The organism is Pedobacter ghigonis (genome assembly GCF_903166585.1).
In the GTDB taxonomy this organism is placed as follows: Bacteria; Bacteroidota; Bacteroidia; order Sphingobacteriales; family Sphingobacteriaceae; genus Pedobacter; species Pedobacter ghigonis.
Genome location: NZ_CAESCM010000001.1, coordinates 369,655 through 385,207, shown reverse-complemented (window position 1 = coordinate 385,207; position 15,553 = coordinate 369,655). Strand labels below are relative to the sequence as shown.

Annotated in this window: 10 protein-coding genes; 5 read left to right on the top strand and 5 right to left on the bottom strand. The window is 38.5% G+C overall.

What is annotated here, in order from left to right; translation table 11 throughout:
* Together HWV58_RS01645 and HWV58_RS01640 are read left to right on the top strand one after the other, a co-directional pair.
* The gene (locus HWV58_RS01645) at positions 1-4,605 is read left to right on the top strand and encodes a hypothetical protein (RefSeq protein ID WP_175632388.1); all 4,605 of its coding nucleotides are present in this window, start codon (positions 1-3) and stop codon (positions 4,603-4,605) included.
* A 75-nt stretch (positions 4,606-4,680) separates the two neighbouring features.
* Positions 4,681-5,151, top strand: coding sequence for a M23 family metallopeptidase (locus HWV58_RS01640; RefSeq protein WP_175632387.1), 471 nt, complete (start codon positions 4,681-4,683; stop codon positions 5,149-5,151).
* Positions 5,152-5,517: 366 nt separating this feature from the next.
* On the opposite strand, the gene HWV58_RS01635 is transcribed toward HWV58_RS01640, so the two are convergent.
* The 3 genes from HWV58_RS01635 to HWV58_RS01625 all read right to left on the bottom strand — a co-directional run bounded on the left by HWV58_RS01635 (position 5,518) and on the right by HWV58_RS01625 (position 8,069).
* The gene (locus HWV58_RS01635; protein ID WP_175632386.1) at positions 5,518-6,264 is read right to left on the bottom strand and encodes a metallophosphoesterase; all 747 of its coding nucleotides are present in this window, start codon (positions 6,262-6,264) and stop codon (positions 5,518-5,520) included.
* Between the two features lie 162 nt (positions 6,265-6,426).
* On the bottom strand, positions 6,427-7,719 hold the full coding sequence (locus HWV58_RS01630; RefSeq protein ID WP_175632385.1) for a type II toxin-antitoxin system HipA family toxin: 1,293 nt from the start codon (positions 7,717-7,719) through the stop codon (positions 6,427-6,429).
* Positions 7,716-8,069, bottom strand: coding sequence for a helix-turn-helix domain-containing protein (locus HWV58_RS01625; protein ID WP_235972617.1), 354 nt, complete (start codon positions 8,067-8,069; stop codon positions 7,716-7,718). The genes HWV58_RS01630 and HWV58_RS01625 overlap by 4 nt, the downstream gene beginning before the upstream one ends.
* A gap of 355 nt (positions 8,070-8,424) precedes the next feature.
* Here HWV58_RS01625 and HWV58_RS01620 point away from each other — a divergent pair, with 355 nt between their 5' ends.
* Both HWV58_RS01620 and HWV58_RS01615 read left to right on the top strand, forming a co-directional pair.
* The gene (locus tag HWV58_RS01620; RefSeq protein ID WP_175632384.1) at positions 8,425-9,219 is read left to right on the top strand and encodes an IS110 family transposase; all 795 of its coding nucleotides are present in this window, start codon (positions 8,425-8,427) and stop codon (positions 9,217-9,219) included.
* Between the two features lie 236 nt (positions 9,220-9,455).
* Positions 9,456-9,800: a hypothetical protein gene (locus tag HWV58_RS01615; protein ID WP_175632383.1), complete on the top strand. Its 345-nt coding sequence runs from the start codon at positions 9,456-9,458 to the stop codon at positions 9,798-9,800.
* Between the two features lie 302 nt (positions 9,801-10,102).
* Here HWV58_RS01615 and HWV58_RS01610 read toward each other — a convergent pair whose 3' ends face one another.
* Complete coding sequence (locus tag HWV58_RS01610; RefSeq protein WP_121281998.1) at positions 10,103-10,294, bottom strand: cold-shock protein; 192 nt, start codon at positions 10,292-10,294, stop codon at positions 10,103-10,105.
* Between the two features lie 467 nt (positions 10,295-10,761).
* On the bottom strand, positions 10,762-10,899 hold the full coding sequence (locus HWV58_RS24590; RefSeq protein ID WP_175632382.1) for a reverse transcriptase N-terminal domain-containing protein: 138 nt from the start codon (positions 10,897-10,899) through the stop codon (positions 10,762-10,764).
* A gap of 1,669 nt (positions 10,900-12,568) precedes the next feature.
* Between HWV58_RS24590 and HWV58_RS01600 the strand changes: the two genes are divergently transcribed.
* A complete protein-coding gene (locus HWV58_RS01600) occupies positions 12,569-15,538 on the top strand; it encodes a SusC/RagA family TonB-linked outer membrane protein (protein WP_175632381.1) in 2,970 nt (989 codons plus the stop codon).
* The last annotated feature ends 15 nt before the right edge of the window (positions 15,539-15,553 follow it).

Genomic DNA, 15,553 nt, shown 5'->3' with positions numbered 1-15,553 from the left:
ATGGCTACAACGACATTTAACATTTTCATTGTTCCAGGGGAAGTTAAGGATGGGAAATTTCAGCTCTCACTATGTTTTGAACTGAATACTGAACATGATGTATTAACTGGCAAACAAACTGACGAAAAAGAGATTACCCGGTGGAAAGAAACTGTTCTTCAATTTCCTGAATTGGCCAGATTTATGCATAAAAATGGCCAGCTGATCCTTAGACAGGCAAAGGGAAAGGATATTCCGCTAATTGCAAGAAAACAGCTTGATGTTAATGCTGCAAAAGATGCAGCAAAACTCTGGGCCGAATTTTTAGGTTACCATGAGGTAGCAAAGGAGAGTTTCGTCCCTAGAAAGAAGGAAGTTGACCCGTTAAGGGTAGGTACAGCTAGCACAGATACTCTTAGGGTTTTGCCAAGTCAACCACTGCCGTTGGTCATTTCCGCTTACCCTACAATTGCCCCAATAACCGAGGCCATGAAGAAAAATTTTTTAGCTTCTAAGGCAATTTTTCCAGAAAGTGTAGATAGGGTAATGATCGGCATCGAATCACACCCACTTTTGGCGAGTTCAAAAATATTACCTAAATCGGTAATGGAGGGTATTGGAGCTGCGTATCAGGCAGATATTGATGCGAACAAGCTGAGGTTTATAGAAATGGGCAAAGCAGCAGATCTTTATAAGCATAATCAGATCACTAAATTCGCTCCAGAAGCACTGGCCAAGCTATCACCTGAGAATCAAAAAGCAATGAGGTTAATGATTGGTTTCCAGCGGATAGCCGCCTCTGTAATAAACGAGCCTATTTATATCAAAGAAGCGGTACATAAACTTGGTGGGAATTTGGGGATTCGTAGATTTTTGGGGACCCTTGTTGATTTTGAAATTCCAATATCAGAGTTTAACTCTAGTGAACTAAGTGTAGAATTATCTTTAGCTAACAATACAAACCCGCTCCATAAATTAATTAACGATAATGTAGATTTTCAATATAGAACAAAGGTTGTAAAGGAACCAGGTCTTAACGCAATTCTACCAGCACCAATAGATGTTGAATATCAAAAATTTTATGCTGGTGCACTTGCAAGACTTGCAGATAAAACTAGGATCATTACGCACGAATCGGAGAGTTTGGTACGTAATTATGCCCAGGCAAAGGACAGCATCAGGCAGAATCCTACGCTCGCCAACCTGAAGTTAGATTCCGCAATGTTTTTAAAATCGAAGGCAGCAATTGATCCTAATTTAAAATCTACTGAAAAAGTGGCTATCCAGTCCAGTCAGATCATCTTGAATACGCTTAATAAAGCGGCGGCAAAATTGAATAATCGAGTCGTTAATATACAGACCAAGGGACATCAGCTAGTTGTAACAGATGAAGAGTGGTTAAAATATGATCCAAATCAAACAACCAGGCCAGCTACTGACATTTATGAACACGATATTTTAAACGGATTTGTTATTTATCAGCGTATCAAAGAAGATGGTAAGGTTGTTTCCAATTGGCATTCATTAAGTAGGGTTAAAGAATATTTTGGAGAAGCCTTAAAACTAAATAAGGTTTTTGAAAAAACTGATATTGCAATCAATACCGACTCTTTTATAAATAGCTTAGTGGTAGACCCGGCCACTAATGATCCTCAACTACAAGGGGTTAATACAGGATTTCTATTTCATTTCGATGGCACAACCGTTAGCAGCCGAAATCCTTTAAAACATTATGAAAAGGAGTATGAAGATGAACAAACCCAAAAAGATGAGGAAGTATTGGACTTTGCAGAAAAAGTAAATGCATCGCCACCAGAAAGAACAGCTGTAGTTCTGGCAAATAAGAAGCTAATAGCTGAAGATTATTTTCCTTTTAAAAGGAAGGTAAATGCAAAGTATGTGTTAGCAAGGGATTTCGTTTTCAAATCGCAAGGTGATGAGAAAACAGTGCCAAACCTAAAGTTTAGTGAAACAAGAACTTATGAATATGTAATGGCCATGCAGTACATAAATGGCTATTCACCGGTAGACGAGAATTGGCTTATTCAGCACACTGCATCACTAAATGGATATATTTCTGAACCCGCAAAATTCTTGCGCCATGAGCATATCAAAGATATCATTGTTTCAATGAACGAAGATATTTTTCATCCTGGCACCAAAAAAACTAAACCACAGTATACCGGAGAAACGGTGAATGATTTGGTAATCCGTAAAGGAACGCTGCTTAACAATGACGAATGTATTCGCTTATTATCTCCGCCACCTGTACCTACCTTTCAAACCTATTTGTGGTATGACTTTGAAAATAATGATTCCTTCGCTAAAAGTAGAAATCTTTCCTCTTTGGCACTATACCCTTTTTATAACAAATATCAATGCGAATTAAAACCTGGAGATGAGTTAAAAGGGAAAACCTGCAAACAGAACTGTGGTGCCTATTGCGGTGGGACTGCTCAACCTCCGGTTTACTCAGGTAAATTAAATTACCTGCCTGATCCTATCGTAAACGGCTTTAATTTTAAATTCTTTTATGATAAAGATTGTATCCAGTGTGCGGATAGAACCATTTATCCCGACACGTTTTGCGAGCTTAAAAAAGGTTTTTACCCTCAATTACAGCCTTGGACGATTAAGCTCGTACGATCAAAGCCTAAAACGGCCTATGTTGCCAAGGATTTAAAAACACAGGTATTAACAATTTATGTACCGGAAGGAAAACAAATTTTCGCAGAATGCAGACCAACTTACCATAAAGATTTCGCTTGTTTTGAGCAAGCACCAGTTTTGCTCAAAACTTTACAAGAGGAAATGGAAAGTGATATGACTGTAAATCCACTTCATTGTGGTGTGATAGTATTAAGTTTTACGTCAGCTCTTCAGAAGCCACTTTTCGAACCGGAGATTTTGGATATACTTTTTACTAAGTACAAGAAAGGCACACCCAACCGTGTTGTAAATTCTGTAACGGCGAAAGTAGAGTTGAATTTTGAACACCTTAACCATTGGGGGGAACTACAGGTTCAGGGGACACAACCAACAGGAGAGTTGGAATTATATGGTCTTTGGGAGGATTATAGCTTAAATAAGCGTAAAGCTCAAAGAAGCATCGCTGAGAAGAAGAACGATGCGGCTACCGGAGGCTTTGTGTTTTTGGGTAAATATGAGTTCAAAAACCCAGAAGATTCCTCCTCGCCCCATCCAAGTAAAATTGGAGCTGACGAGATTGCTTCAAGCAACCTTAAAAATACCATAGTTTTCGAATTTGAGCCTTCTTTTCCAATACACTATTTTACACCGTCAGTTTTCAAGGTACGCAATACCTCCAAATATGTTTCGTATTTCGAAGACATTAATGCCAATGAGAAAAACCAGATTAATAAGGAGTATTTTGGACGGTGGTCAAAGGAAACAACTAAGCCTGCAACGGTTTTTAACCCTATTAGCTATTCTAAACCAGGTTTAGAAAACACAGCGAGTGCTGGGTATCTTTTCAATAATCTAAAACCAGAGATTCCTGTGGTAGAAAAGATTATACCATTAATTGTTAGGGATGATCAGAAACTTGCTGTAAGTTATTATGAGCGTTACCGGATTTACTATCATAACTCGTTGATGGGTAAAGATGGCCGTTTGGGAATATTAATCAACGATGGTAAGTCTATTTATCGAAATCAATTGAAAGGCTGTGTAAGTCATGCCGGAATAGATTCAGTAATGGACAATTTTGGAGATCGATTGGCGCTTTCCAACAATCAACTCGGTAGAGCGAATTTTAATGTTGATGCTAATATTTTAGAAGAACGTTACATTGAAAAGTTTGATCCGAAGTTTGATGACTTTTATACTTCTAATGCTGAAGTAATCGGAATGATCAGTTACACTCCTGATTATGATGCTAGTCAGGGGCTTTGGTATATAGACATTGAATTAAAGATCAAGAATAAAGCGAAATTAGACCTTCATAGCCCTTTTATACAACTTGGACTGGTTAACTATCAGCCGCGATCTGCGAACTATGCAATGCAGAGTGGAAGTGTGGCTGATACTGCGTCAGCTTATGCAGAAGATTTGCGGGTATCAGATCCAGTGAAGGCTGATTTCTTTGCTATCAGGCCAAGAAGGAGTTTTAAAAATCCATTCGTACTCTTCAAGCATAAATCTATTGATAGATTCTCTCTTTCCGGAGCTATTAGCAGTCTATACTTTAAAGACAATGTAGCCAAAAAAGAACTTAAATCTGAATTTGTACTTTGTGTTCAGGAGGAAGGAAATAGCGACTTTTGGGAAGTTATTCCTTCTAAACTGTTTAAAAAGCAATACAAGTTAGATGGAACAGATGTTGGAAGAGAGGCGCAGGGAGTTGAACTTCGTTACCATCCATTGTTAACTGGCCTGGATAAATTTCCTTTATCTCATGCTGACCAGAGCTTTGAGGTACAATTTGGTATCTGGTTTGAAAAAGTGCTGTTTGGTAAGCATCGAATTGTGATTTATGAAATCGAATGCCATAATAGTTTAAAGCTAGCAGATCTGCCGCCATTACTTGTAAACGGAGAAATTCAACATGTTTATGGAGTAAACGTAATCAATAATTTTATTTTTTGGAGAGAGGCTTCAGTTTAGCATTGATGCGATACACTAGAGCTACTTTTTAACAATGCTGAGAAGAAAGTAATAACCTTAAAAAACTAAATATATATGAAAAAAAGAAAAAAAGATGCTGTCCATAAGACTTCAGGGGGTTTTACAGCAGCCAAGGTTGGTTTAACCAAAATTACAGCCAAATTTGGAGAAGATCGGGATGGTTGTCCACATAAGGGAACCGACTTTGGGAGTGGTGGTGTAGAGAAAGATTTTAAGGCGGGGGTAAGTGGTAAAGTGGTGGCACCTGTAGGGGGTGATTGGGGCACCATTACCATTAAACCAGATCATGATTCAACAGTTACACTCCAATATCTTCATTGCTCAAGTATTGCGGTAAAGGAGAAAGATAAGGTGACCAAAGATACCATATTGGGTAAAACTGGAAAAAGGGCTCCAGCCGGAACAAATATTACAGGTATTCATTTACATCTTCAAGTATATAAAAATGAAGATCCTGCAGAAGCATGCTGGAATACCCCAGGTCGAAATTTTATTGACCCTGAAACTTGGGATACTAGTAGCTAAGCAACTGTAAAGACCTCTATATTTACACCACCCTCAAAAGGTTAGACCTATTTGGGGGCCTTTTTATGGGTAAATTTCCGAGCATAGTGGTCCTTTGGAAATCCCTAGAGATGAATAATTGATGAGCCATAACGACCAACTCATTATCTCTATGCTGCAATCTCCGCTTAATGCCAATGACCCTCTACGGTGTTCAATGTATTTATGTTCACTATTCTTGACTGTTCATGTAACATGAACAGTCAAGAATAGTGAACACAAAGCATTGTTTCTAGAAAAAATATTATTAGCTTATTGATCTGTGGATCTACCGCTGCTTTTGCTCAAAGAAAAATGATTACCTTGAATAACTTCTACATTTAGACTTTAAACCTCAATGATCAAATCTTTGTCATAGCCGTTATGCTTCTCACTCAAATAGCCATGTGGATTACAGATAATTTCAGTGTTACCAATAGTATATCTGGTAGGCGTATGGATATGGCCATGAATCCAATACAAGGGCTGATGCTCCAAAATCACATCTTCTAGGTTTGAAGCATAGGCAGCTGACAATGCATGATCTCTATCAGGCTCTGGTATCGACTTTACACTAGGAGCATGATGGGTAATTACCACATTCTTACAGCCGCTTGATTCCTTGAGACTTTTTTGTAGCCAAGATTTTGATTTTTGGTGAATCTTGTAAGTATCTATTGATCTTAATTTTGAATATGCTGGATCAAGGCGTATCTGTGCATAATCGTTCATTCTAGCCTGGCAAATAATGCCAGACTCCACAGGATTTCCAAATAAGCTAAAGTCGGTCCACAAAGTTGCACCGTGGAACCTTATGCCTTCAAACTCAACCATATTATTTTCAAGAACATTTACATTTGAGTTTTTGGATGCTTCAAGTATTTTGTTGAGTGTCTTCGGGTAAGATCCTTTATAATATTCGTGATTCCCCAATAAATATATTACCGGTTTATCAGGGATGTTTTGCTTTACCCATTCTATCCCTTTTGTCCCTAAGTTTGTATCACCAGCCAGGATAACTAGATCAGCATTGCTAAAATCCAAATCTGAGACCCCAAATTCCTGATGCAAGTCACTAATTATCTTTATTTTCATTTCATTAGTTGATAACAATCGAATATATCATATTATAGTTTATCAGACAGAAATTGTTGCTAGCGTTTTCACAAAAAAGGATGACTACATTCGATATGTAATGATTGTTATTTCAAACAAAATCAATGTAAATGATTTAAATAACAATCATTTTGCTAATAATTATTTATCCAAAAAATCAATAGCTGCCGCAAATGCAGGGCGCATCATTTCACGTTCTCCTTTACTTATCTCCGCTTCTTTTGCAACTGCCGACCATTCCCCAACTACTTTGGCAATCTGAGTTGCGATTTCCCTTGCATGTTTTTTATCAAGGCGAAAATAATCAGCCACATCAATTGCCAATTCGAGATCAAGAGAATTATCATCCTCAGATACATTTAGTGTGAGTCCTGAACCGCTAGGAACGGGATTAACATCGTAGGCGGGCGACAAAATCCATCCTTGATCGCTTAATAAGAAACCATGGTTCCTTAAATGATCATCAGTATTGGATATACATATATTGAAAACTATACGTCTCCATAGTTGCTCCAGATCCTGTTGAGGATTAGCACCGTGACGACTGATGAATTCTGCAAGATCGAGATAGCTGATGCCGCTGGCATGATCTGCTCCATCTTGCTGTCCCAATAATGTCATAGCTGAAGCAAAATGAATCCGTTTTTCAGCTGGTGCTCTGTCGAATCTCTTTGTAATGAAGGTATAATGTTTACCGGAAAATTTCCGATAAAAATGCTCCGGAACCTCAATTCTACATTGCCGGGCTAATTGAGCAGCAACCCATTCCCATGCCCCAAGGTTGTAATCATCGTTTCCACTTGGAAACTTGGCAATCCAAAGTGCCCCATCAGTACCAATCACTCCAGATTTGGGTCTTGCTCCTCCAAGCGATCCCCCTGGAGCGACAAGCATACTCAGCCATTTGCTGTAATTGGGATCATCTAGATTACCATCGTCCTCGAGTTTTTTGCTTGCTGCTTCAAGTGCACGTAAAGCAGTCATTGGTGGAGCAGGCATGTTTTGATCGTCATCTAAAAATGGACCATCTGGATCAAGCTTAAAACGTAGGGCACCCATGCGGTGCTGATCATAAACACCAAGTAAAAAGTCACTATTTTGAAGTGTGCGCACTGGGCGACTACCTATCCTGGCATCAATAGCTTCACGACGGATCATGAGTTTTGTACCCCAGCGGTCGGGAGAAGAATCCATAAATATCCCAAAATTAGATTTGTCTTCCCGAAGGAACTGCTGCCCTGGAAAAAATTGCAAATCGGGATCGATCATGAACTTTTGTTTTGACAGAAGCCACTTTTGATCGTACTCAAAAGAAAATACTTCCTTACGCCTTAAAAGAGTACAACTAAGTATCCCCATCAATAGCGGTCCTTCAAGACCTAACCAATCTGCAAAAACCCAAATCTCTCGGTGATCATTTTTATTTTGCTTCATTTCCTTGTTCTTAAAGGTTTACTAGATGTGCTCTGCAGAAGTTTGGCATCTTGTAATTTGTGCCCCAGTTCGTCATCGGCGCCAAGTTTGGCGATATCTCTTTCCAATCCTAACACAAATAGTACTTGAACATAAATACCTATCGCAACGCTGGGAGAACCCCGTTCAACCAACCAAAGCGTGGAACGGGCAATATTTGCCCTCTGAGCCACCTGCTCCGTACTTAGCTTACGCCTTTTTCGGGCAAGCTTTAGATTCTCACCCATATCTTGCAATAATCGCTCAGATTTTGGGAATAAAATCACCCCTCTTTTTTCCATAAAGATTGTTATTTCAATCAAATTTAGCATATATGTTTGAAATAACAAACAATTTATTTGGGAATATTGAGACGCCGGATTAATGATTTCTTCATATTGGCAATAAAACCCTGCGGCGGTTCCTCGTACGTGCCACGACTCAACAACTTTCTATAACCGCCAGTATGTTGCCTAGTTTACTTCTAAGGTATTCGGTTTCGTTATTCAAATAAGCTACCTGTAGCCCAACAAGTCAAAAGATCCAATAAAAAGCTTCGTAAAAAGATATGTGGGCATCGTTTCAAACTTATATAAAAAAGGAGGAATTATAATCGCGTTCAATAAAAATGAAGACCACTCCATCAATCTTTATTAACTTTATAATGAACTAAAAAACAAAGTTATTATGGAAAGATGTTGTGGTCTTGATGCACATAAAAATAGTGTTTTTATGTGCATTTTAACAGAAACGGGTGAAAAGCTGGAAGAAGTATTCGGTACTTTGACTCCTGAACTTGATCGTCTTCGCGATACCCTTTTAGGTTATCTTGTTTTAGAGGTCGCCATGGAAAGCATTAGCATTTATTGGATTCCAATCTGGCGGGTACTTGACACAGATTTCGATGTCAAGCTAGTGAATCCTTATTTCATTAGGCAGCTTCCAGGTAGGAAAACGGATGTGAAAGATGCCCAATGGATTGCAACGGTACTGCAAAAAGGACTAATTAGAGGCAGTTTTATTCCTGAGCAGCATATTCAGGAATTCCGCCAGTATAACTGTAGGATTACCTATTTGAACAGGAACCTGCAGCGTGCTGACCAATCCATTGATCTTATCTTACAGTGCTGTAATATACGCTTGAGTAATTATGTCTCAGATATTGGCGGGAAATCAATGCGAAAGGTAATAAAGGCAATTTCATTGGGACAAACAGATCCGGTTGAACTTATAGAATTGGTGCATATCCGTACCAAAAATAAGCATGGTGTACAGACGATAAAAGAGTCACTTACAGGAATAGTATCCCCAACTGACATGGATCTATTGGGCATGGCCCTTGAGGAAGCTGAGTTCTATCAAAAACAATTGACAGCGTGTAAGGATAAACTTTTAGACCTTTGCGGCAATTATTACCATAAAGAACTTGAACTTTTACAGGGTATTCCTGGAATAAAGGACCATAGTGCGGCCTGTCTATAACGCAAGTCACTGGGCCACTCATTTCGCTGCATAGCGGGCCACCCATTTCATTCCTCACTGGGCCAAAAAAAGGCTCTATTTCGCTGGTCATTGGGCCAGCCTTCCGTTTTAGCTTTATATAAAACGGAGGTAATTTGGGCCAAAATTATTTATTCCGGACTTCTAAAAAACGGAGGTCAATGGGCCACTTTCCATGATTTATTATAGTCTTGTGTCTGAAATATAAAAGCAGATACATGGCAGGACAACGAATTGATATCATGGAACTTCGCACTTTGATTGCATTAAAGCTAAAGAAATTCAGCAATAGGAAGGCAGCTCTTCTATTGAAGATTAACCATAAGACCGTTGATGGGTACATCAAACGGTTCACTGAACTTGGGATCACCTATGAGGAGCTTTACCAAATTTGTGAATCCGATTTAAATGATCTTTCTACTGAGGAGAGCCAAACCGAGAAACAGCGCTATGAGGAGCTTTCCGCTTTATTCCCTTCTTTTAAAAAAGAGTTTACCAAGCCCGGGTGCACCCTTCAGGCGCTTTTGACATATAAAGAAATTTTTGGTTGTTATTGTATTTAATTGCGTATAGTTGTAATGTGTGTAACTAAAAGCACCTATCCTAAAGTTTTTTGTTCATTATTTTTTATGAAGCTCAGCACTATTTTTTCGAAACGATTGTGGAATGAGCTCGGTAACAATAAGCCTTTTTAGGAATTAGCCTATTTGCTAATGGAATTATTTTATCGCATCTGTTTCAAGTATCTAAAGATCAACAACCCGATATTGTTTGTTCCTTCTTGGAAGACAGGGATTTTGAGGCAAAAAAAAAAAACATCCGCCTTTTGGGCGAATGTTTTTAACAATGTATGAAGGTTATTATCTTATCCTATCTTAACGTTGATTGCGTTCAGGCCTTTTCTGCCCTCTTCTACATCATAGCTTACCGAATCATTCTCGCGAATATTGTCTATTAAGCCAGATACATGTACAAAAAGCTCTGCATCGCCATTAGCTGGCACGATAAATCCAAAACCTTTTGTCTCATTGAAAAATTTTACTGTTCCTTGTTGCATTATATTTTATTTAATTATTCCCAAATATAAGCAAATTAATTGAAAATCAAAATGTTATATTTTAAGACGCATGCCACCTGGCTCGGTTTTGCATCTTTTTCCGGATTTAAACGATTAGGTAATTTGGAAACATGATTAAGGTGCGGTCTCAGACCTTAGATAATCTCCCCATTAAATTTAATAAAACACTGCTATAATTCAGTAAAACAAATACAAATCAATTGGCTATTGAGTGAAACTGATTACAAATAAGTAAAATGGATTTTTTAAGATTTTCATAAGGAAACTAGTTACCAAGACCAAATTCTCGCATGAGGTTAACAACGCTTATCTGATATTTAATTCCATATCTGTTTGTTTAAATAATGATTGGGAACCAGCGCGCGAAGATTTTATGTTGCTTGTATAAACTTAATGATCATTTTTCGATCTCTGGTTGATTGCAGACTAAAATATCTGCTGTTAAATTAGTGGTGTAAATCACTTTTTTCGCTTATGGAGGCTCGATAAATCCGTTTTTGGAGCTTAAAAACAGCCCGTTCGGTTGTATTCCAATCGATCTTTGACCATTCAAATTCATACCTTAACTTTTCAGTTTGGTTCATAACTTATTTACTGCTACTTACAACTCTATCTTCCAAATAATCGTGTTTCCGTCAGCTTATCCCAAACATTACTTTGGGCATTTGCTTCTGAAACAATCCCTCCCCATACACGTCGCATGCGGCTGAGTGCCTACTCAGAGTCTTAACCTTGAGAGCGGGTATGGTGGTTACTCCGTTCCATAATCCTGTTTTGCGTTGAACTTAGATTCCTGCTGTTCACCGGGAATTGACTGGTATCAATCTGAACTTTGATACTTTCAGATTAGTCTGGTATTCCGCACCTTTTGGCGATAGCGTAATCAGTCCCTTTCGCTATTTCGCCATTACGATGATTCAGACACAGGTTTCTCTCGTAATCTAATTCAACTTTGCTCGACGGGGTTCCAGATCGGACTTCCGGTTACCCATCTTTTAACCCATGCTTGCATAGATATGATCGTCAGGCCATACCCATGTGGGTTATGCTTTCATCCCGATACCTGGGAGATTGGAATTGCACCAATACAGAACTACAGTTAAACACATCACTGCGTTCTACACTTTCCTGCTGCCTCAGCAGTTCCGGTGTAAACGGATCGCAGACCAAAAGTGACGAAGAACCACTATTCATGAAATCCCCAGTTCAAGTACAGATGTACTCGAAAATAGGTTTTTCAATGATATTTCATAAATGCAAATCTCGGTACATTGAAGATACTAGGTGATTGACGGACTCTCTTATAGAAAAGTTGGTTCTTCCTCATTTTTGCCAAAATCCGTAATTTACATACTGCCTGTCGATGATTTAAACAAAGTTTACCAAGGTTGTGTATTTCAACAAGAAGTCGGATTTTGATAATTTAATTTGGTATTCGACAAGACCGAGCTTAAAACAAGATTCTTTTTAGTTTTTTACAATCCTCACAGAATTTAGCTCGACATCGTTTCAAAACATACGTCTTGCATATTTAATCTTAGCTAAGCTGTTTATCAATCATAAAGAGATAAGAAGAAAGACTATCAAACCTGACAGCTATTTTTTTAACATAGAATTTATATCCAGCAGGTTGTCTTTCTTTATTCGATCCATTTTTTGATTTTCAATACTTTTAATTTGTTGAATTTTAATTAGTTAGTAGTACAGAGTTTTGAAACCACTTTGTATCGGCAGTTTGATCTATTTATTTTTTCCTGAATATAACTTTATCGAAAGCAAAACGAGATAATAAGCATAGCTATGGCTCAGGTGAAATACATAGCCATTATCAAAGGTGTCAGAAATTCTACAATTAGCAAGACTGATAGATAATGCTAAAATATTGCCAAAATCAGTTAAAAACTAACCGTTTTGATGTTTAGTATAAGTTAACTTTGTTTAGTTTAAATACTAGGTGAAGATTAAGAACCAAATCTTTTGTATCGCGACAGTAGTAAGAAATAAGCTTTTATTAGGGAATGCATAACCAACTCAACAAAATAATTATATGATGAAAAATTACGCTTCAAGCCGGTCTCTACCAGACCTGCTTTCAATCAGTTCAATTGCTTCATTGCGACCATAGATGATCGGACATCATTCTGCCATGGAGAACGCTATCACCAGCTGGGGATGCTTAGGTTAACAAGCTCCGTATTTAGGTAGAGGTATTATCTACACAATCAAAATTTTTAATATTAAATTTTATTTAAAATGGTTAAAATTTCTACAAGCATTATATGTGTCTTGTTTTTATCTGTTTTTGGACTTTCTATGGCGTTTGCCAGCCCGAACAGGGAGGCTCTTATGGTTAATGGCTACCATATTCAGCAGCAGGATACCACAAAGAAAGCCAAACAAACAGATACAATAGGTGAGATGATGAAATCTCTCCTCAAGTTCAATAAATTGAGAGATACTCTTGATTTAGCTAGGGTAAAGCATGTTCCAAATACTTCACTACAACAAATTGTAAAGGGCAATCTTGCTGGTGTGTACATTCAGGAAACATCTGGCGAGCCTGGAACCGAACAGAGCGTAATAGTTCAGGGACCCTCTTCACTATTATTCAGTAAAAAGGATATGTATGCATTACAGCCAGCTGTTTACCTCAACGGTGTGCCACTTGCCCAGGATCATCCGTTTGCATACGATGTGCAAAAATATGATTATACGCGCATCGGACCTGCGAACAACCTTTTATCTCAGATTAATATCGATAACATTGCTTCTATTGTCGTAATCAAAGATCCATATGAATTGGCTAAACTCGGCCCGAATGCTGCAAATGGAGCAATTTATATTACTACAAAAGGTGCAAAAAGTGGTTCACGCGACATCAGTTTTAATTCTTATTTTGGCTATGTAACCCCTCCAGCGGTAGCCCCAACCAATGGTGTTTATGATAATAACTTCAGAAGACCCTTCTACCAGAAATATGCCAGCGCTGCAAATTACAATACCTATGCCAGTTATTTAAGAGATTCAACCAACCTGGACTATTTTGGGCCATCAAACTGGGATAAACAATATTATCAAACCTCACCCATCTATAATGCTAACCTGGGTATTACAGGTGGCTCTGAACGAGCCAATTTTAGATTTTACGGTTCAGCAACTCAAGATGCCGGAAATGCCGATAATACTAAACTTGGTCGTTATAATTTATCCGTTGGGATCAATATGGCACCCTTTAAATGGTTAACCGTATCGAGCGCTATCAATGCGATCAGGCTTGATCGCAATCGAAACAGTAGCTTACGCGACCGTTTTGCCGAAACCCAGTATATACCCGATTTATCTAATCCATTATCCCCAAATTCGGATAGCTATGGTGCTTACCTTAGTATAGTGGATGGCAGTACTGACCTAAATAGAACCACCGGTATAAATGGCAACCTGATACTGAATGCTAAATTAAACCGCTTAACATTGACTACATCCTTATCCGGTGATTATACCGAAGGTATCAGAGATGTTTTTTTACCCTCAACATTGCTGGCAGGAATAAGTTATGTATCGAATTATTTTGGTTACAACCAGAGGTTAATCGTGGATAACCGCATTTCGTATCAATTCGATTTGGGCATTCCTGATCATCAGTTAAAGGCCGATCTAGGACAATCATTCCAATCTGACGTCTATAAATATAATTATGCTAGGGGTTACAATGGTCCAAATGATTTTATCAAAATTATTCAGGTAAACGGCAATTCTGGCAATAGTGATTATTTAAATGCTTACGGCGACTTCTATGTTTTCAGATTTTTAGACAAAGAGCGCAGTAGCTTGTTTTCACTCTATGCAAGTGGAGAGTATAAATATAAGAACCTGCTAAGTTTTGATGCCATTTTGCGCCGTGATGGTTCATCAAACGGACAGCCAGATAGTCGCTGGTTATTTGCTCCATCATTCAGCGGAAGCTGGAACATTAAAAATCAGTTTTTGTCAAAAAACAGATTCTTCAACGCCCTGGATCTGAACGCAGGATGGGGCCGCACTGTGCGCCCATTCATTGACGACCGTTTTGCCGCGGGACCTCAATATACAACTGTTAATGGCTGGGCGGATGAGCCTACCTTGCCAGGTTATGGCACCTTTATAGGGGTGGCCCGCCCTTATGGAACGGGTTATGTTGGGTATAATATTCCTTTACCCATTTCCGATCGCACAAACATCACACTTTCTGCTACAATGCTCAAAGGTCGGTTGAGCGCCGCGTTTAGCGTATATAACCGCGAGGATAAACGACAGGTGATCAATTTACCGGTGCCACAGGAGTTAGGTTATATTACGGAGTATAAATCGGGTTTGACAATCAATAACAGGGGTGTCGAAGCCTTGATTAACGGTACCCCTGTACAAAATAAACATGGGTTTAGCTGGTCGACTGGATTTAATATTAATTATAATAAGAACAAAGTTGGAGCATTGCCGAATGGCCTGGATGAGTTGATTTATCAGAATAATAAATTAAAAGTCGGGGCATCGTCAAGCGCATACTGGTTGTATAGCAATAATGGTATCTATAATACCGATGCAGAGGTTCCTGTCAATCCTGCCACGGGACAGAAAATGACTTTCAATGGGATTACCTTAAAAGCAGGCGACCCGAGGTGGGTGGATTATAATAATGATTACCATATTGATATCAATGATAAAGTAATTACTGGTGACCGGTTGCCAAAAGTTATTGGTGGTTGGAGCAACAGCTTCAGCTATAAAAAAATCGATGTTAATTTCAATATATTTTTTGCACTTGGGCAAAAAGCGATAAACCAATATGATGCTGCCCGATATGATTTTATTAACCGGGAATCCGCAAACAACATCACCTCAGTTAGAGAAATTACAGCATGGCAATCTTTTGATGATGCTAAAACCTATCCAATCTACAATCCTTTCAGTTCTGTAGTGCCTTACCGTGAAGATCAGGATTTGTTTTTGGAAAACGCCTCATATGCCAAACTGAGGTCTGTAACTATTGGATATGATTTTACCGGTATGCTTAAAAAGAAATCTACCATAAAGAGAGCTTATCTATATGCAACCGGAACAAACTTGCTTACCCTAACCAATTTCTCCGGTGTAGATCCGGAATTGGTAAACTATAACGGGATGTACGATGGTGCAAATATCAATATCCCAACAACATTTGTATTGGGCTTTAAACTTGATTTATAATCGATATTAAGAAAT